We start from the raw sequence: 18,647 nt of genomic DNA, 5'->3' as shown, positions 1-18,647 counted from the left end.
TGCCGCCATCCAATCTCTAGCTTGTTCTGTCAGCGGCCAACGCGATTTCTTGCTCCTCCAATTCGTCTTCGCGTCGATGAGCCATCTGGTAGAGCAACGGCAAAACTAATAGCGTTAGCACCGTTGAGGAGAGAATCCCCCCGATCACCACCGTCGCAAGGGGACGTTGTACCTCTGCACCGGTACCCACATTCAAGGCCATTGGAACGAACCCGAGTGAAGCCACTAAGGCTGTCATCAATACCGGTCGTAGCCGGGTAAGGGCACCTTCGCGGATCGCAGTGTCCAGAGGTAAACCTTGCTCCCGTAGGCTACGGATGAAGGAGATCATTACCAGGCCATTTAGAACGGCGACGCCTGACAGAGCAATAAAGCCAACACCTGCTGAAATGGACAATGGGATATCTCTGAGCCACAGCGCAACAATGCCTCCGGTGAGCGCAAATGGAATCCCTGTAAAGACCAACAAACCGTCTTTGACATTGTTGAACATCATGAAAAGCAGAATGAAGACCAGGAGCAGCGCCACGGGGACGACAATCTGCAGCCGCTTCGTTGCCGATTCAAGCTGCTCAAAGGTACCGCCCCAGTCGATCCAATAACCTGCCGGGATATCTACCTGGGCCTGGATTTTCTGTTCTGCCTCAGATACGAATGATCCAATGTCACGACCACGGACGTTTGCACTGACGACAATTCGCCGTTTCCCTTCTTCTCTACTGATCTGATTCGGACCGGGGGCCAAATCCAGGGTGGCCACCTCGCCGAGGGGGATATAACTTATGGTGCTGTTTAATTCCCTTGGAAGGGCAATTGGAAGCCGCTCAATTGCGGCGAGATCGCTGCGTATCTCGTCCGGTAAACGAACCACGATATCGAAACGCCGATCTCCTTGAAACAAGGTGCCTGCCTCTCGGCCACCGATAGCTACTGCAACCGCTTGCTGGACGGTATCTAGACTCAGGCCGTATCGTGCGATCTGATCGCGATCGATATCAATCGTGAGCATGGGAAGGCCAGTCGTCTGCTCGACCGTAACCTCTGAAGCGCCTGGTACTTGTCCTAGCACCTCGGATACTTCCGCCGCCGTGCTGTTAAGAACGTCCATGTCATCACCATAGATTTTCACGGCTACCGCGGCACGAACTCCGGAAATCAGCTCGTTGAAACGCAGCTGAATCGGCTGGGAAAACTCGTAGTTATTGCCCGGCAACTCAGCGGCGGATGCTTGCACCTCGCTTAAGAGCTGATTACGCGACTTGCCTGGATCCGGCCACTGTTCTTGTGGCTTCAGCATGACGTACCCGTCAGAGATATTTGGAGGCATAGCATCCGATGCCACTTCCGCAGTGCCAGTTCGCGCAAATATGCGTTCAATCTCCGGAAACTCATCCATAAGCTTTCGCTCCAGCTGCTGCTGCATCTCTACAGACTGACTAAGACTGGTAGCTGGTACACGAAGGGCTTGGATAGCGAAGTCTCCCTCGTTGAGGCTAGGCACGAATTCACTGCCCATACGTGACCCTACGAGGCCAGAAAGTATGACTACAACTACCGCAAAGGTGAGCACTGCTGGCTTGTTGGCCATTACCGCATCGAGCGCAGGTGCGTAGGCCCGTTTAGCATTGCGGATTAGAAAGTTTTCCTTTTCCGTAACCCGCTTACCGATAAAGAGCGCAACGGCCGCCGGGACGAACGTCACCGAAAGGATTATCGCCCCGAATAGCGCTGTCACTACGGTAAACGCCATGGGCGTGAACATCTTACCTTCTACCCCTGTAAGGGCGAATATCGGCAGATACACGATCATAATGATCAGCTGCCCATACAATAGAGGCCGACGCACTTCCTTTGCCGCAGCGAATACTTCATGAAGCCGTTCGGACAGTGTTAATGCCCGTCCGTGATGGGACTGAGCGTGTGCAAGTCGACGCACGCAGTTCTCAACAATCACCACGGCTCCATCGATAATGATGCCGAAATCCAATGCGCCTAGGCTCATCAGGTTGGCGCTGACCTGATTGGCTACCATGCCGGTGAACGTGAAGAGCATAGAAAGCGGTATCACAAGCGCGGTTAGGATCGCCGCCCGGATATTGCCTAAGAAGAGAAAAAGTATAACCACAACAAGAATGGCACCCTCAGTGAGGTTCTTCTTAACGGTGGATATAGCTTTGTCTACGAGTACAGTTCGATCGTAGACAGTAATTGCCTTTACGCCTTCCGGAAGCGAAAGGTTTATCTCTTTCATCTTGTCGTCGACAGCCCTTGAAACTACTCGGCTATTTTCACCGATAAGCATGAAGGCCGTACCTAGTACCACTTCGCGGCCATTCTCGGTGGCTGCGCCAGTGCGGAGCTCCTTTCCAACCTCGACCGTCGCAACGTCGCGGATACGCACTGGGGTACCGTCAACGTTGCTAATAAGGGTATCGCGGATGTCCTCCACAGACTGCATTTGTCCTGGAGCGCGAACAAGATACTGCTCGCCGCGCTTTTCAATATATCCGGCACCTAGATTGTTATTGTTTTGCTCAACCGCCTCGATCAAATCTTGTAGTGTTAGTCCAAACGACCGCAAAGTGTCTGGGTTGGGGGCGATCTGATATTCCTTTGCATATCCTCCGATCGTATTGATCTCAGTAACACCAGGTACATTTCGGACTTGCGGTTTGATGATCCAATCTTGAATCTCACGCAAGTCAGCAGGGGTATACGGCGTACCGTCCGATTTGGTGGCACCTTCCTCAGCTTCAACCGTCCAAAAATAGATTTCGCCAAGCCCAGTGGAAATAGGGCCAAGTGTTGGAGTGACGCCATCTGGGAGCTGATCTTTGGCCCCTCCCAGGCGCTCGTTCACAAGTTGGCGGGCAAAATAGATGTCAGTGCCTTCCTCAAAAATAACTGTGATCTGAGAAAGTCCATATCGAGACAAGGATCGTGTCTGCTCGAGCTTGGGCAGCCCAGCCATTACCGTCTCGAGCGGGTAGGTAATACGCTGCTCCACTTCCAGCGGGGAATAACCTGGCGCCGCAGTGTTGATTTGCACCTGTACGTTGGTGATATCCGGGACAGCATCGATAGGCAGCTTTTGGTAGCTGTAAGCTCCTAACGCTGCCATGCCAAGCACGGCTAGCATAACCAACCAGCGATGCTCGATAGAAAAACGAATGATACGTTCGAACACGATTCTATAACTCCGTATCAGTGAGCATGCGAGGCGCTGGCTTTGCCAAGCTCGGACTTGATGATGAAGCTGTTATCCAAGGCATAGCGCGCTCCGGGCTGGAGGCCTTCCTTGATTTCGACCGCGTCACTATCGCTGCGGCCACTCACGATTGGCTGAGCAGCAAAGCCATGGTCGGTCCGTACAAACACCACCGGCTTTTCTTCCAATGTGTGGATCGCATCAGGACTTACTGCGACTGGCACGGATGCTTCGCCAGCGCCTACCTGCACTTTGACGAACAGGCCGGGGCGCCAAACCCCTTCAGGGTTGGGAAGTGTGACCCGGGCGGTAGCGGCGCGGCTTTGCTGACCAACAAGTGAGCCGACATAAGAAACGGTTCCATTGGCACTGGACTCGAATGCTGTGGCCTCGATAACGGCATTGCTGCCTACTCGTACCGCGCTGAGTGCATTGGCAGGAACGCTGATATCTGCCCACACGGTGGAGAGATCGGAAATGATGAATATCTGGTCATCGGTATTGACTGACTCACCGAGCGTGATGTCCTTCTCAACGATCATCCCATCGAACGGCGCCCTGAGTTCGTAGCGGCTCAATGCGTCTGGCTTGCCAGCATCACTGCCAAGCGCTTGTAGCTGTGCGTTTGCATTCGCAACAGTCAGCTCTGCTTCCCGTAAAGCCTGTTGTGCCTGTAAATAATCCTGTTCCGCAGAAATACGCTCTTCCCATAGCTCCTTTTCGCGTCGATAGGTTTTTTGAGCCAATGCAAGACGTTTTTGCGCCGCGTAGAACTCGCTTCTACGTTCCGACAGGTCTGTACTCGCGATCACAGCAAGTACTTGCCCCTGTTTCACCTGTTCGCCCAAATCGACTTTGACCGCTTCAACGACACCTGAGAGACGAGGCACAACTTGCGCTGTGCGGTCTTGGTTGAATGTAATTTCGCCAGGCAGCTCAATTGCGCTTTTTATCTTTGCGGGCTGAGCAGTTGCCAGTGAGATGCCGGCGGCTAGGATTTGTGTCTCTGAGAGTTCTACCTCTGCTGTTTCAGTATGCTCCGCTCCCTCGGGCTCATCTTCATGCTCATCTTTCTCTGCCGCACCGACCTCGTGATCGCTATCGGCGCCTCCTTCATCATGGCCATGATCTCCTTCGGCTTCTGCATCCTCATCCGAATGCCCTTCATCCTCATGCTCCGATTCGTCACCATGCTCGCTATGTGCGTCGCCCGCATCGGGCACAGCTGGACTACTGCGAAGAAGCAATCCGCCAAGCATAAGTGCCACGCTTAATATGACGACGATCCAAAAAATCTGCTTCTTGTGACCAGCCAAGGAAGATGTATTCGATTTACTTTTCATATGGATTCCTATGGCTGAGTGGCCGAGGTGATAACGGCCGACCCATCTCCGACAATTCGCGAGATTTCTGCCGCCGCCTGGTTAGCTTGTGATAGCGCAGACAGGTACTGAGATCGGGCTTGGAAAAGCGTGCGTTGAGCATCCAGTACGTCAAGGAACGTGAATTTTCCAAGTTCGAACCCCTTGCTGGCAGCTTCATAAGCGCTTTGGGCACTGGGGAGCATATCGTTGCGCAACAGTTCAAACTGCTGGCGAGCAGTGCGCAGCCGCATGTGCGCTTGGGAAAGTTCGCTTTTCAGGCGTATATGGACGGCGTTGAGCTCGTCCTGCGCCTGGTAGGCCCGTTCCTGCGCTGCTCCGATGTTGCCTTGGTTTCGATCAAACAACGGCAGGGGCATCGAGATACTCACCAATCCCAGCGTGCCGTTATATTCATCTGAGCGTTGGGCACCTACGCTAACCGTCACGTTAGAAAAGCGATTCGTCCTTTCCAGCTTTAACGCAGCCCGACGTCTTTCAGCCTCCCGACGCGCGCGGGTTAGTTGGGCGGAATCGTTCAAACGGCTATAAAGCTCAGCTAGCTCGGGAAGAGGAGGCACTGCCTCTGCCGGCTCTTTTACTCGCTCAAAGCGTGGCTGTGGATTTCCCCAGTTGGCCGCCAGCCGAGTGCGCGCAGCTTCGAGTTCAGCTGTGGCCTGGGCAAGCTCTACTTGCACTCCAGTAGCCGCAACCCGCGCCCGGGTTTCCTCTACGGGAGAAACCATGCCGGCCCTCACACGTCGATTGGCCACGTTCACTGCTTGCTTCGCAAGCTTTGAAGCAGCCTGAGCGAGGTCCAGCCGTTCTTGAGCAGTAAGCACATCGTAGTACGCGCCCATCACTGCCCCCCTCAGTCGAGCTTGGGCGTCCTGTAGGTCAGCAGCTGCTACGTCCAAGGCTCGTTGCGCCGCCTCAATACGAGCCGAACGTTTACCACCCAGCTCTATTTCTTGGCTCAGTTCAAGCGTGGTCTCCGGGGCATCGCCCCGGATTCCCTCCTGGCTAGCGGACAATATTGGATTCGGACGTGCTCCGGCTTGGCTAATTAATGCGCGAGAAGCAGCCAGCTCACGTCTTGCAACAGCCAGTTCAGGGCTTGCAGAGCTAGCGAGTTCCAAGGCGCGTAGAAAGCTTATGGATTCGACAGACTCAACGGGGAATGTATTTGACACACCGACAGGTAAGGTCTGTGTGAAGGTCGGCAACTCTAAGGGTTGCGCAAAGGCGAGATTGCACGACAACGTCGTCAACCCCAGCGAGAAAAGAGCTTTTCGCACCGAAATCTCCTAAAAAAAGGGAAGGTTCGGTGAGACGTCAGATACAGATAAATGGCGCTTACTGGTTACTTTGGCGTCCCACCGGTTTTGCACCGATGCGCCAATTAGGTTTCTCAGGACGCCCCGCTTCAGCCGATGCGTAGCTAGCAGAAGGAAACGGTTTCAAGCTCATTGATAATACCGAACCAGGACAGATCCCTTTCGTTATAAGCGGCTTGATATGGTCGCCATGAAAGACACAGTCTCCATCCAGACTGATTTTTTTTGCGGCTTTTGACGATCCTTCCTCGTCAGTACCCAGAGACTCGTGCGGATGTTCGTGATGTCCAAGATGATTTGCTGCCGAACCATCCTCATGACTGCAGCTCGTGCTAACAACTGCCCATGATGATTGCAATGGGAACAAGGCTAGCAACATCAGCAAAACTATTTTTCTCATCCAAGGCAAAACGATGACTTCCTGGTTTAGATGTCGAATCCAATCATAAGAACTACCCCCGCCAAGACGCGAAACACATGCGCCTCTACTGCGATAGTGATTCGCCCTGAATTTAGTAGACAAATACACGAAAGCGTTTTTATCAGCCTTGCCAAGCCGGCGAGATAGCTGATGGCTATGGGGTGGTGACTTTAAATAAGTGTGGATAACGACCTGGTGACCGCAACATTACAAATCTGTAATCGAAGGAGTGCGCGATTGGGCTTCCTCAGATTACAAAATAGTCATTTGCCGCTAATCCTGCCGTCATCTCTAGGGGAAGAACATGGCCAAGCGCTAAAAACAAAAAGGCGAAAGGCGTCATTCGAGCACTGACCTGCCGTACATAAGGAGCATCATCATGAGCAAAAAGGCCGTTTTTTCGCTGACAGCCCTTTCACTGGCATTGGGCAGCGCCCCGGTCTTTGCCCAATCGGAAACAGCCGAGGGCTTCATCGAAGGCAGCACGCTATCGCTGATAAATCGCAACTTCTATTTCAATCGGGATTTTCGCGACGGTGAGAGTGCCGCCGGCAATGGCTACTCCGAGGAATGGGCCCACGGATTGATGGCCTTCTTCGAGTCCGGATATACCCAAGGCTCGGTAGGGATTGGCTTCGACGCTTTCGCCATGCTCGGCCTCAAGCTCGACTCCGGTTCGGGGCGCTCCGGTGTGGGCGGCAGCATCGACCTGCTTCCCCACGACAGCGCTGGCGATCCTGAGGATGACTTCACACGGGTGGGGGGCGCGGTGAAAGCACGCTTGCTGGACACCGAGATCAAGGCCGGCGATGTATTTCCCACTACACCTGTCGTGCACTTCGGCGACTCTCGGCTGCTGCCGGAGTCTTTCAAGGGTGTCACCGTTGTGAACAACTCGCTGGACGACCTCACCCTTCAGGGAGGCCGCTTGCACGCGATGAGCCAGCCCAACACCAGTAACATGAACGAAGACTTCGTCACCTTCTACGGCGGGGGCGTAGACGCGCCTTGGCTCGGCTACGCAGGCGGTGACTACAGCGTGAATGAAAATATCAGTCTTAGCCTGTACACCAGCCGCCTCAAAGATGCCTGGAACCAGCATTACTTCGGTGCGTCGGCCACCTATCCGCTCTCCGATATCGTCGCGCTGCTGGCCAGCTTCAACTATTACAAGGCAACCGACGAAGGCCGTGAGTTGCTGGGCGAGTTCAACAACAACATCTGGAGCTCCAGCCTGGGTGTCGCCTTCGGCGCGCACACCGTCACGGCGTCGTATCAGCGAAACAACGGTAACAACGACTTTGACTACTTGCGCCAGGCGGACTCGATCTACCTGAACAACTCCATTCAGTACAGTGATTTCAACTCACCTAAAGAGCAGTCCTGGATGCTGCGCTACGACCTGAACATGGCGGAGTACGGCATACCCGGGCTTACTTTCATGACCCGCTACGCCCGCGGTTGGGGCGCCGATTACAGCAACGCGAACGAGGTGTACATGCGCCAAGACGATAACGGTGCGCCGCTGACGGGACAGAACCGCTGGGAACGCGACGTCGAAGCCCGCTACGTTGTACAGACTGGCTCTCTCAAGGATTTGTCTCTGCGGGTGCGCCAGGCTACCACGCGGGCGACTGCTTTCGAGTCCGACCTCGATGAGGTCCGATTCATCGCCGAGTACCCTCTCTCGATCTTGTGAAACACCATGAGCAACACCACATCTTCTTTAGTTTTGCTCCCTTGGTTTGAAGATGTGTTTCAGGCGCCCATCAGGGCGCCTTTTTTCGTTTGGTGCACCCGCTCGCGCTGCGGGTCAACCAAATGACCGGTAGATTACAAATTCGCAAGATAGCCCTCACAGGGCTTTTACCGCGTTAAAGTGCTTCCCGCTTCCCTGGGCAGATCTTTTCGCCTCTGCCTTTCACGCTAGAGCCAAGCCGCTTTCGTCTTGACCTAGTTACTACATGGATTTTTTTGGTTCCGCTTACCGCGCACCTCCTTGCCGAGTTACCTCAAAACATGCGCATCCTGGTTGTCGAAGACGAGATCAAAGCTGCGGAATACTTGCAGCAGGGTCTTATCGAATGTGGTTACTTGGTCGATTGCGTAAGTGATGGCCTCGATGGGTTTCACCTGGCACTGCAGAACGACTATGACATCGTGCTGCTAGATGTGAATCTGCCAACCATGGATGGGTGGGAGGTTCTCGAACTCATCAGGCGGCGTAAGCAGACACGCGTCATCATGCTGACTGCCAATGGCCGCTTAGAGCAAAAAGTCCGCGGCTTGGAATCGGGCGCCGACGACTATCTGGTCAAGCCGTTCCAGTTCCCCGAGCTGCTTGCCCGTATCCGGACACTGTTGCGGCGAGGCGAGGCAGTCACACTTCCGAGCAACCTGCGTGTAGCCGACCTCGAACTGGACCCGGCCCGGCATAGGGCTTACCGGAGCGGTCAGCGTATCGACCTCACCAGCAAAGAATTTGCGTTATTGCATCTGCTCATGCGCCGGACTGGCGAAGTCCTCACGCGTACGGAAATAACTGCCATGGTGTGGGACATCAATTTCGACTGCGATACCAATGTGGTGGATGTTGCGATTCGTCGCCTGCGGATGAAAGTGGACGAACCCTTCGGCGATCGCCTGATACACACCATCCGGGGTGTGGGCTACGTGCTGGAGGCGCGGCCTTGAAGCCACTCAGCCTCGCATCGCGTCTCGCGCTTCAAATCACACTGACCGGCGCCGCTTTGGTCGCGCTGCTGATTGCACTGAGCTACTGGGTACTGGTGCGCCAACTGGAACTGCGCGCCCAGGAGGAAGTGACGGCCAAGCTCTCTCAGATCGATCATGGACTCCTCGAAGACACCAAAGCCCGTATGGGCCGCTCCTGGCAACACGCATTGAGCGATACCGTACTCGGCCATGACAACCTTTCGATTACGGTCATCGGCGATACAGCGAAATCACCCATTTTCAGTATCGGCCGATTCGCCAATGCGCCGCAGCAGCTGGATCTCGTGAGCAGGGACGGCGACTATCTTGGCTGGACAACGAAAGATGGCGTGCAGATGCTAACCGGGCGCAAGCAAATCCAAGTCCCGGGACTGGCTCCAATGACGCTTTTACTTTCGCAAGATCGCAGTGCCGATCAACGGCTGGTGGCTGCATTCCTGCGCTCGGCCTTAGTGACCGTGCCGATGCTACTGATATTGATCGGATTGGCTGGATGGCTAATCGCCCAAAATGGCTTGCGGCCGCTTCGCAAGTTCCGGGCCTTGGCGACTAAGGTATCTACACAGGATCTATCACCTCGAATCCGCACCGATCGGCTTCCGCAAGAGCTCCAGGCATTGGCGCACAGCCTCAACGTAATGCTTCATCGACTCGATGACGGCGTTCAGCAACTGTCACAATTCTCGGACGATGTGGCTCATGAGTTAAAAACTCCGCTGAACAACCTGATAGGCAAGGCGCAGGTGACTTTGGTGCGTGAGCGAAGCAAGGAGCATTATCGGGAGGTGATCGAGTCGTCGGTTGAAGAACTCGAACGCATGGATCGAATCGTGTCAGACATGCTGTTTCTCGCCCAGGCCAGCCACGCCAGCCCAGCACTGAAGCTCGAACAATTATCTTTAGGAAGCGAGGCGAGGCGCGTATGTGAATACTTCGAAGTCCTTGCCGAAGAAGCGGGAGTCGCTACGACAGTAACGGGCGATGCCATGATTTTGGGAAATCGACTTATGGTCCAGCGGGCCATTTCCAACCTGCTATCCAACGCGCTGCGGCATTCAAATACTGGCAGTACGGTCGAACTTAAGATCCTTGAGGAGGACGTAGACATCGTCTCGCTGGCTGTCACCAATCATGGCGCGACTATCGAATCGGATCATCTCCCACATCTGTTCGACCGCTTTTACCGCGTTAACGGCATACAACCTCGCGGGGCAGGATTGGGGCTAGCGATTGTCCGCTCAGTGATGAACCTCCACAAAGGCCACGTGGCCGTCGCCAGCAAAGACGGTCGGACCACGTTTGAACTCACGTTTCCTCGGCAGGCCTGACTCAAAGTGATACCGCACGGAGACAGCCATCACTACGAAGGGGCAAAAACCACAGGGACAAACAACCATTTCGAGGGCATGCGCGTTGGCCGGGTAACCAGGCCCGCAAGCCCCAACGCCGTTCATTTAATGCATGCGTCCTCGCTAATTCCGGCGAGAATGCCGCAAGCCTCAACTTCCCGCCCATCGTTGCAATTAGCCCGCAGTGAAACGAGTTGTCGTTCGAGTGATTGCAGAGCGGTTATCTGGGATCTGACTTGAGAAATGTGATCATCGAGTAAGGCATTGACGGCCGTACAAGGCTGGCGAGGGTCATCCTGGTAGCTTTGGAGTGCGTGAATCTCTGGAAGTGACAGATTCAAGATTCGGCAGCGCCGGATGAAAGCTAGCCGCTCGCCATGCTTCTCGGTGTAGACACGATAGCCGTTCGCCTGGCGATCAGGCGGTGGCAACAAGCCCTGCTGCTCATAGAAGCGGATCGTCTGTGTATCAATCCCTATTAGCCTTGCTAACTGACCAATGCGCATCGTGTGAATCCTCATCGGCTCTGCGTTATTGACCTTATAGTAGCTATAAGGCTTTTAATGATCCCATCTTCGATTTCAAGTGGAGCCGTATCATGAGCAAGTCCGATGGTCCCTGCGGCTGCGATGCGACACCAGCCGCTGATGCCGATATGCAAAACCCTTCCGATACGACGGGGCAATGGGTCAGTGTTTACGCCGTGCCCAAGATGGATTGTCCATCAGAAGAGCGAATGATCCGCTTGGCGCTGAATGGTTTGGACGGAGTTCGGAAGCTGACTTTTGATCTGTCGGACCGTCGGTTAGATGTCATGCATGACAGTGCCGTTGAGCCCATAACCAAAAAGCTGGCGACGTTAGGGCTAGGCGCCACTCTTCAGAAAACTGTCGCGGCAGACCCTGAGATGATCAAAGCCGCCGAGAATCCGGCGAACTCTACACAGGAATCCCGCTCCCTACGTTTACTGTTAGGCATCAACGCCTTCATGTTCGTGGTAGAGATGACTGCTGGCCTGATTGCCAGGTCCGCGGGTCTGATTGCCGATTCGCTCGACATGTTCGCTGACGCGGCAGTGTACGGCCTGGCCCTTTATGCGGTTGGGCGCAGCGTCAATCTGCAGGTGCGTGCTGCACACCTTGCTGGTGTGCTCCAGCTGATTTTGGCCCTCGGCGTGCTCGTAGAGGTGATCAGACGCTTTATATTCGGCAGCGAGCCCGAGTCGCTGATAATGATGGCCGTCGCGTTCCTGGCATTGCTCGCCAACACGGGTTGTTTGCTGCTGATTTCCAAACACCGGGAAGGTGGTGCTCACATGAAAGCGAGCTGGATATTCTCCGCCAATGATGTGGTCATCAACATGGGCGTCATAGTCGCCGGAGCGCTCGTCGCTTGGACTGGGTCCAACTACCCAGACCTGATTATCGGTACCGTCGTGGGATTCATCGTTCTCAACGGCGCTCGGCGTATTCTGGCGCTCAAGGGTTGAAGGAGCTCCCGTTACAGAAAAAGGGTGTCTTCATGCCTGTAAGCCATCCGGGTCTAGCGGCGTCAGCTAAAACTGGCGACGCCGCTTTAGCCGTTGGCGGATGGTGGGTATTGCAGAACGTGGGCTGCAAAGTCCATCAGCGAGACGAAGCCGCACTGATCGGCTTTTCCTTCACGCTGTAGGTGGTAGCCCCGCATGCCTTGCCCAATTGGACCAAGCATATCGGCTTGCAACGTGTCACCGATCATTGCGATAGCGGAGGCTTCGCAGCCAAGCTGTTCGATCATCTGACGATAGATTGCGGGCTCAGGCTTTATTGTCCCAACCTCAAAGCTCCATCCGTAAACATCGAACGACGGCAGTAACAGTTTGGCCGGAATCGCATATGGGGCTGCGAGATTGGAGCACAACGCGAGATTCAGGCCGGCGTCCTTTAGCTGATTTAGCGACTCCAACGCATCATCGAAAAGGCGAACGCTGGCCAGCTCGGTGAAAAGGTCGCTTTCAAGGCTAGCTAACTCAGAGTTGCTCAACTGCGCACCGAAATAATCGGCAGCTCCAGCCAAGCCCAGATTTCGAGTCATCAGAGTCCGTGCGTCATCCGGCCTTGGTGTTTTGCCCTGAAGCCGCAGGTTCTGCATCAGTTGGCGGAAAGGATGGCGGCGCTCACCTATCTGGAGAAGCGTGCCAAACACATCGAAAACTACTGCTTGTATCATGCCGGTACCTCTACCGTTGGAGGCGAACCGCCCACCCGAAGAGCGATGCCGCCCCTCTCAGTTTTCTGAACTGGATTTCTTCAGAGGTGGCACGAAGAAGATGGGTCTTTGCGGGGGCGCTATCAGGATATCTGTCGACTTGATGCTTGTGCCTTTTCGACGCCTTGTTTTGCCGTTCTTGTCGACCGCCAGCAGATCACCGGTCGCGACAGCAATGTCGAGTGCCTGCTTTACGCGAAGCTCGTCAGCCATGGTGTAGTTGGTCAATCCGCTCATCAGGCCCAAAAAAGGTTGCCGTTCTACCTCGTAGACCTGTTTGGGCAAGAGCTCCGAAAGTTCTCCTCGGATGCGGTCATTGGTAGCATCGTCGAAATAATGCTCATCCAACAGCAAATCGTGCTGACCTGTCACGGCGATATCCCGATTGGCGTCGTAGCTGAAAAAGCTGGAAGGCGACAGCATATGGGAAAAGTTGTTGCCGTATTTCCAGTGGATCTTCTTCATCACATCGTTAGCGCGGTAGTTGTTCGCCAGATGGATAAACCAATAGGCCATCGGGTTGCTGCCGGCCGGACGAATGAAGAAGACGGTCATGTACTGGGCACCGCTTTCCTGCTTGATCCCCTCGGACAGATAGCGCTGGATCAGGTATTGCCAGCTCCGTGGCTGATGCGCCTTCAGCTGTTTAAGCATGTCCCATGGCACATGCTGATCCAAGCCGATATTTGCAATGGCTTTCCGGTTCGCTTGGCGGTCGGCTAGATACGTAACCAAAAAATCGACATTGAAGGTCAGCAGGACCTCGGCTTTGTTGAGATTCTGGAAAATCCATTTGATCTTAGGGAACGGCACATCGCCATACATCATGCCCAGCCCCGCAGCGAGGATTGCCTTTTTCCGAGCCGGCTGCATATCTCAGACCATCTATCCACTCGTCAATACGCTCGTATCGTCAAAGGTTGGGTGAAAGCCATTGGCCCTGATCCAGCCCTGTATGGCATTCACACAATAAGACGTACGAAGGCATCGCTGATCTATCGCAGGACGAAGAACCTGCGGGCAGTTCAACTGTTGCTCGGCCATACGAAGCTGGAGAGCACCGTTCGATATCTGGGGATTGAGGTCGATGATGCCCTAGAGATGGCGGAACAGACCGAGGTTTGACCATGCATAGCGACGGTCGAAGCCAGGCCGTCGCTAACCGGCCAATAGCCGCCCTAGTCTGCCCACCAGTTCGGTATGACAGATGCTAGGCCGGTCAGGGCGCCGACTACCCCAATCATGATGCTACTCCAGAAGGTTACCGGCTCGCGGCGCTGCCTACGCTCCTCGCGGATGTCTGCCCTGACAATGCGAATGCCAGCATCTGTGAGATACCTGGGCTCCCGCGGGTCGCTATCAAATTCGACTCGCCCCCAGAAAGTCCTGTCATCGCGATCAGGCAGTGGGACACCGAGGCGGTCTGCCTCTATCATCCAGTACTCGGTCAAGATCAGCAGCCGCCATTCGTACAGACTGTCCGACTTCTGAATATAGTCCTGAAGCTGTCCATCCTGTTCCGGTTGGACGGTGTGGGGCGGGTGCATCTTCTCCAGTTCGGACCTGGCTTTTTCGCACTTGGCCAACTCAGATCGCATCACTCGGTAATGCTTTGTCCACATCGCTCGCCCCTCCCTTGGAAGAGCGCGACGCTACCTGACTGCAAATCTGAATACCACCTTGCCCGGCCGAATCCTTGCCCGATGCGCGGCCGGCGGGCGTGCCGTGGAGTATAGGGCTAGCCCAAAATAATAGGGGATGGAAGAATCGATTGAGCATTCGGCTGAACGTATCGTCGGGATAATAGGCATTTAGTAAAATTCAATGCCAATGCTTCGGAATCAGTGGTAACTCCCGGCTGTAACATGCTACCGCGCCCTTCGACAAGAATGGCTGCAAACGACAATAAGCTAATTAAATTAAAAAGCCGCAAGAAATTACTCGGTGTTGCGTAGCCTTTAAAGAATCCATGCGCAATCCCATGCCGATTTAAAACAAAGTGCGATGGTAACGACTCTGTATGACCGTAAAAACACCCACGGAAGTACATTTCCATGCTCTCCAGCATCTGCACTCGCTCATGATATCGACTTAAATAGTTTATCGTTAATTCCTTGTCTGGATACCAATCATAACCTGCGACCAGTCGTTTCAACTCACCTTGCTTTATTCGATGAAAAACCTTTAGAAGCGTCTCTATATTCACGGCATCCTTAACTGGAAGAGAGACGTGCTTTCCAAGCTCTCTTAGGAACCCTTCTATGCAAGGCAGAATTCCAACAATTGCCACGCCGTACAGACCCAGACAGTATGCCTTTACAGCCTCAATCAGCTGTTCTTGATACTGAGCAAAAGTGATGCGCTGAGACCATGCCCCACAAATCAGGTCGGCCATTCGTGGGGGCGTGTACATTTCCAACAGCATATTATTCGCGTGAGCGTACCTTTCCTCTTCACTGTTGCTTTTCGAGATTTTTCCGCCGTATTCAGATAGAAATCCAAAGCTATGATATGGGGGGAGTACTATCTCAGTAGTCGCAAACGTATCTCTGTACCAAGCTAGCCCAGAGCCCACTTTGATTTCCGAAAGATCTCTTGGAAAAAATGCACACTCACCAGATGAAACAATTTTATATCCGCGAATATCCCGAAAACAGCTCAGCTTCGCTTCCTGCAAACTATCAAACTCATGCTTCCCTCGATGTAAGCAAGCTTCTACTGCTTTTATTCCTCGCCCCAGCGCCATCGATTTTCTGCACTGCTTGTAAGCCTTAGCGAAGTCCATAGCTGCCCTTGTTATTCGACCCACTGATTCGATCGAACCTACCTGACAACACCTAGCCACGCAAACCATCTGCCGGCGCAGCCCGGCGGTAATGACTGACACGCAATTATTAGACGAATTTGAACGTCAGCTTCTGGCCGGTTAGCGACCATTGCTCTGGCTAGCCATCCTTGTCCTCCCACACGTGGAGGACTTGCCATGAACATCATCGCTACCTGGAGCCGTCAGCCCTGGAACAAAGGGAAATTGGTCGGGCAGAAAATCCCGCTCCGACTGAGAGATATCTGGGCGATCCGAGTAAGGGGTCATGCCGAGATATAAGTAAAATTCACTCACTTCGCACGTAACGTGTTGATGCCAAGAGAATTTACCAAATCGACCGCACAGCCTCTGATCGTGGACTATCTTTTCTGACTCCTCAGAAAAGGAGTTCCTATGGCTTCATTAGAGCGTACGGCGTATCCCACTCTGCCAAAGGCGTATTCAAAAGCAGAGTACCTGCGCTTAGGCTTTTGCACGGTTCGGTATTCATCAAAATGAAGCGGCCGAGCATCGAACAATGGAGGCATAGGCTAGGCCAGCAGGCGGTATCTGCGCGAGCTACTTTTCCAGCAGCTCGCTTCAACATACATACGACCTGACATACCAGAGAACCTGACAGAAATGTAATGGTTACTTCAGCCTTTGGTCAGGACGCTTTGCATATATTGGCTGTCAGACGCTGCAAGCATTGAAAAACCGCAAATGTCCCTGCAATAGGCCAAGTTCGTCGCTAACCAATCCATAAGGTGCCCCGTATGTCCTCTCAGCAGTGCCATCACCAGCCCGACCAAACGAAAGGTACTGCAGCACTCACAGACCCCGTCTGCGGGATGAAGGTGGAAGAGGATAGCGAGCATCAAGAGCATTATCAGGGAAGCACTTACCGCTTCTGCAGCCAGGGTTGCCAGACCAAGTTTCGTTCCGACCCTGCTCGATATCTCGCTGCACCGCAGGCTCATGGAACCTCCTCTCGGGCATCTACCCCACCCGCACAGAAACCACCCGCCGGTGATGCAACGACAGAGTACACCTGCCCGATGCACCCTGAGATCCGCCAAATGGGTCCAGGTGATTGCCCTATCTGTGGGATGTCATTGGAACCTCTGATCCCTGAACTCGACGAGGAGGAGAATCCCGAACTCAAGGACTTCTCGAAGCGATTCTGGTGGTCTCTGCCCCTGACCGTAGCAGTAACCCTGTTGGCAATGGCGGGACATGCGATACCGCTGTTTCACGGGGCTAGCCAGAACTGGGTTGAACTGGCCCTCACGACCCCGGTTGTCTTGTGGGCAGGCTGGCCATTTTTCGCGCGCGGTCTCGCCTCGGTCAAACATCGCAGCCCAAACATGTGGACCTTGATCGGGCTTGGCACGGGGGCTGCCTATATTTACAGCGTCGTAGCAACCCTCTTACCGAGCATGTTTCCAGAGTCATTCACAGTAGGCGGCCGGATAGGCGTTTATTACGAAGCCGCCGCGGTGATCATTTCATTGACTCTGCTGGGCCAGTTGCTGGAATTGAAGGCCCGCTCGCAGACGTCCTCGGCAATTAAGTCCCTGCTTGGCTTATCACCTAAAACCGCTCGCCGTATCGCCAAAGATGGTTCAGAGGAGGACATCCCGCTCACACATGTTCATGAGGGCGACCATCTGCGCGTTCGTCCTGGTGAAAAGGTACCCGTTGATGGAGAGGTATTGGAGGGCGAGAGCGCCGTCGATGAATCCATGCTAACGGGCGAGCCGGTTCCGGTGACGAAGCGGACAGGCGATTCGCTTATCGGCGCGACGATGAACACGAGCGGCTCGCTTGTCATGCGAGCCACCAGGGTTGGCTCCGGGACTATGCTTTCACAAATCGTCCAGATGGTTGCGAATGCACAACGCTCCAAAGCACCCATGCAGCGAATGGCAGACACGGTTGCAGGTTATTTCGTGCTGACGGTCATCGGTATCGCCTTGCTGACATTCTTTGCATGGGGCCTGTTCGGGCCTGACCAGGGCTGGGTATTCGGCCTGATCAATGCAGTTGCGGTTTTGATCATTGCTTGCCCTTGCGCACTTGGCCTGGCAACGCCTATGTCGATCATGGTTGCCACAGGCAAAGCGGCTGGAAGTGGAGTGCTTTTCAGAGACGCAGGCGCCATCGAAAATGTCCGTAAGGTAGACACGCTGATTGTCGATAAAACAGGAACCTTGACCGAGGGCCGACCTGTCTTCGATCGGGCCATAGGCGTCACGCCGTTTGACTCGCAGGAAGTCATCCGTTTGTCTGCCAGCTTGGATCAAGGTAGTGAGCATCCCCTAGCCCACGCGATCGTAGACCATGCCAGAAGCGAAGGTCTCCAGCTGGCGAAGCCAGAGACCTTCGAGTCAGGGTCAGGGATCGGAGTCCGTGGTCTGGTGGAAGGCAAGCAGCTACAGCTAGGCAACACCGCGCTTATGGAAGATGCGGGTGTGAGCGTCGAGCCGTTGAAATATCAGGCAGAAAAAATGCGCGAGAGCGGTACCAGCATTGTGTACCTGGCTGTTGATGGGGCACTTGCCGGCTTGCTGGCCGTATCGGACCCAATCAAACCGACTTCCAAGGAAGCTGTAGCGCGGCTCCAAGCGGAGGGCGTGCAAGTCATCATGGCCACCGGCGACGGGCTTACCACTGCCCGCGCGGTGGCTCGTGAGCTATCGCTCGATGAGGTGCATGGCGAAGTGAAGCCGCAGGACAAGGAGGCGCTGGTGGTTAAGCTACAAGCCCTAGGTAAAGTAGTCGCCATGGCAGGCGACGGAATAAATGATGCGCCGGCGCTCGCCAGGGCTGATGTCGGCATAGCGATGGGCACGGGCACTGACGTCGCCATGAACAGCGCCCAAGTTACGCTCGTTAAAGGTGACCTGATGGGGATACTGCGCGCGCGCACGCTTTCGGTGGCGACGGTTCGCAATATGCGTCAGAACCTTCTGTTTGCCTTTATGTACAACGGGTTGAGCATCCCGATTGCCGCAGGTCTGCTCTATCCGTTCTTCGGACTGTTGCTGTCTCCGATGATTGCTGCCCTGGCCATGAGCCTCAGCTCAGCATCGGTTGTGTTCAACGCACTCCGGCTCCGTCAAACGCGTGTAGTTTGAAGCCTGTCGGCTTAGGCTTAGGCTTCGGTTGCGAAGCGACCG

The 18,647-nt window shown here is 54.4% G+C and carries 11 protein-coding genes and 3 pseudogenes; 7 read left to right on the top strand and 7 right to left on the bottom strand.

Annotated elements, in window-relative coordinates:
- Nucleotides 1-16: 16 nt before the first annotated feature.
- From CXK91_RS11335 to CXK91_RS11325, 3 genes are read right to left on the bottom strand one after another with little or no spacing between them, the layout of a single operon-like run.
- Nucleotides 17-3,187, bottom strand: coding sequence for a CusA/CzcA family heavy metal efflux RND transporter (locus CXK91_RS11335; protein WP_015275576.1), 3,171 nt, complete (start codon nucleotides 3,185-3,187; stop codon nucleotides 17-19).
- Between the two features lie 17 nt (nucleotides 3,188-3,204).
- The gene (locus CXK91_RS11330) at nucleotides 3,205-4,551 is read right to left on the bottom strand and encodes an efflux RND transporter periplasmic adaptor subunit (protein ID WP_015275575.1); all 1,347 of its coding nucleotides are present in this window, start codon (nucleotides 4,549-4,551) and stop codon (nucleotides 3,205-3,207) included.
- 8 nt (nucleotides 4,552-4,559) lie between these two features.
- On the bottom strand, nucleotides 4,560-5,867 hold the full coding sequence (locus CXK91_RS11325; protein ID WP_008569960.1) for a TolC family protein: 1,308 nt from the start codon (nucleotides 5,865-5,867) through the stop codon (nucleotides 4,560-4,562).
- An 839-nt stretch (nucleotides 5,868-6,706) separates the two neighbouring features.
- Between CXK91_RS11325 and CXK91_RS11320 the strand changes: the two genes are divergently transcribed.
- From CXK91_RS11320 to CXK91_RS11310, 3 genes are all read left to right on the top strand, one after another.
- Entirely contained in the window at nucleotides 6,707-8,026 is a 1,320-nt protein-coding gene (locus CXK91_RS11320) for an OprD family porin (protein WP_014822255.1), read from the top strand.
- 320 nt (nucleotides 8,027-8,346) lie between these two features.
- Nucleotides 8,347-9,021 carry a heavy metal response regulator transcription factor gene (locus CXK91_RS11315; RefSeq protein WP_008569962.1) on the top strand — a complete coding sequence of 225 codons (675 nt, stop codon included), beginning with the start codon at nucleotides 8,347-8,349 and terminating at the stop codon, nucleotides 9,019-9,021.
- Nucleotides 9,018-10,391 carry a heavy metal sensor histidine kinase gene (locus CXK91_RS11310; protein ID WP_003292663.1) on the top strand — a complete coding sequence of 458 codons (1,374 nt, stop codon included), beginning with the start codon at nucleotides 9,018-9,020 and terminating at the stop codon, nucleotides 10,389-10,391. Before CXK91_RS11315 ends, CXK91_RS11310 begins: the two co-directional genes overlap by 4 nt.
- 122 nt (nucleotides 10,392-10,513) lie before the next feature.
- On the opposite strand, the gene cadR is transcribed toward CXK91_RS11310, so the two are convergent.
- The gene (gene cadR / locus CXK91_RS11305) at nucleotides 10,514-10,918 is read right to left on the bottom strand and encodes a Cd(II)/Pb(II)-responsive transcriptional regulator (RefSeq protein ID WP_003292662.1); all 405 of its coding nucleotides are present in this window, start codon (nucleotides 10,916-10,918) and stop codon (nucleotides 10,514-10,516) included.
- A 92-nt stretch (nucleotides 10,919-11,010) separates the two neighbouring features.
- Between cadR and CXK91_RS11300 the strand changes: the two genes are divergently transcribed.
- On the top strand, nucleotides 11,011-11,901 hold the full coding sequence (locus CXK91_RS11300; RefSeq protein WP_003292661.1) for a cation transporter: 891 nt from the start codon (nucleotides 11,011-11,013) through the stop codon (nucleotides 11,899-11,901).
- 86 nt (nucleotides 11,902-11,987) lie between these two features.
- Here CXK91_RS11300 and CXK91_RS11295 read toward each other — a convergent pair whose 3' ends face one another.
- Nucleotides 11,988-12,620: an HAD family hydrolase gene (locus tag CXK91_RS11295; RefSeq protein ID WP_003292660.1), complete on the bottom strand. Its 633-nt coding sequence runs from the start codon at nucleotides 12,618-12,620 to the stop codon at nucleotides 11,988-11,990.
- Between the two features lie 57 nt (nucleotides 12,621-12,677).
- Nucleotides 12,678-13,481 (bottom strand): annotated as a pseudogene (gene tcmP, locus CXK91_RS11290) (three-Cys-motif partner protein TcmP); the annotation flags it as partial.
- On the opposite strand from tcmP, the pseudogene CXK91_RS11285 reads away from it, so the two are divergent.
- Nucleotides 13,479-13,784: pseudogene (locus CXK91_RS11285) on the top strand (tyrosine-type recombinase/integrase); the annotation flags it as partial. The pseudogenes tcmP and CXK91_RS11285 overlap by 3 nt on opposite strands.
- A 613-nt stretch (nucleotides 13,785-14,397) precedes the next feature.
- Here CXK91_RS11285 and CXK91_RS22595 read toward each other — a convergent pair.
- Nucleotides 14,398-15,444: a hypothetical protein gene (locus CXK91_RS22595; RefSeq protein ID WP_015275572.1), complete on the bottom strand. Its 1,047-nt coding sequence runs from the start codon at nucleotides 15,442-15,444 to the stop codon at nucleotides 14,398-14,400.
- A gap of 198 nt (nucleotides 15,445-15,642) precedes the next feature.
- Between CXK91_RS22595 and CXK91_RS11275 the strand changes: the two are divergent.
- Both CXK91_RS11275 and CXK91_RS11270 read left to right on the top strand, forming a co-directional pair.
- A pseudogene (locus CXK91_RS11275) lies at nucleotides 15,643-15,747 on the top strand (integrase); the annotation flags it as partial.
- 494 nt (nucleotides 15,748-16,241) lie between these two features.
- Entirely contained in the window at nucleotides 16,242-18,605 is a 2,364-nt protein-coding gene (locus CXK91_RS11270) for a heavy metal translocating P-type ATPase (protein WP_015275571.1), read from the top strand.
- Nucleotides 18,606-18,647: the final 42 nt, after the last annotated feature.

It is taken from the genome of Stutzerimonas stutzeri, assembly GCF_002909485.1.
Lineage (GTDB): Bacteria > Pseudomonadota > Gammaproteobacteria > Pseudomonadales > Pseudomonadaceae > Stutzerimonas > Stutzerimonas stutzeri_AH.
Note: the sequence above shows the minus strand (reverse complement) of the source record. Positions and strands in the feature narration are given on the sequence as shown.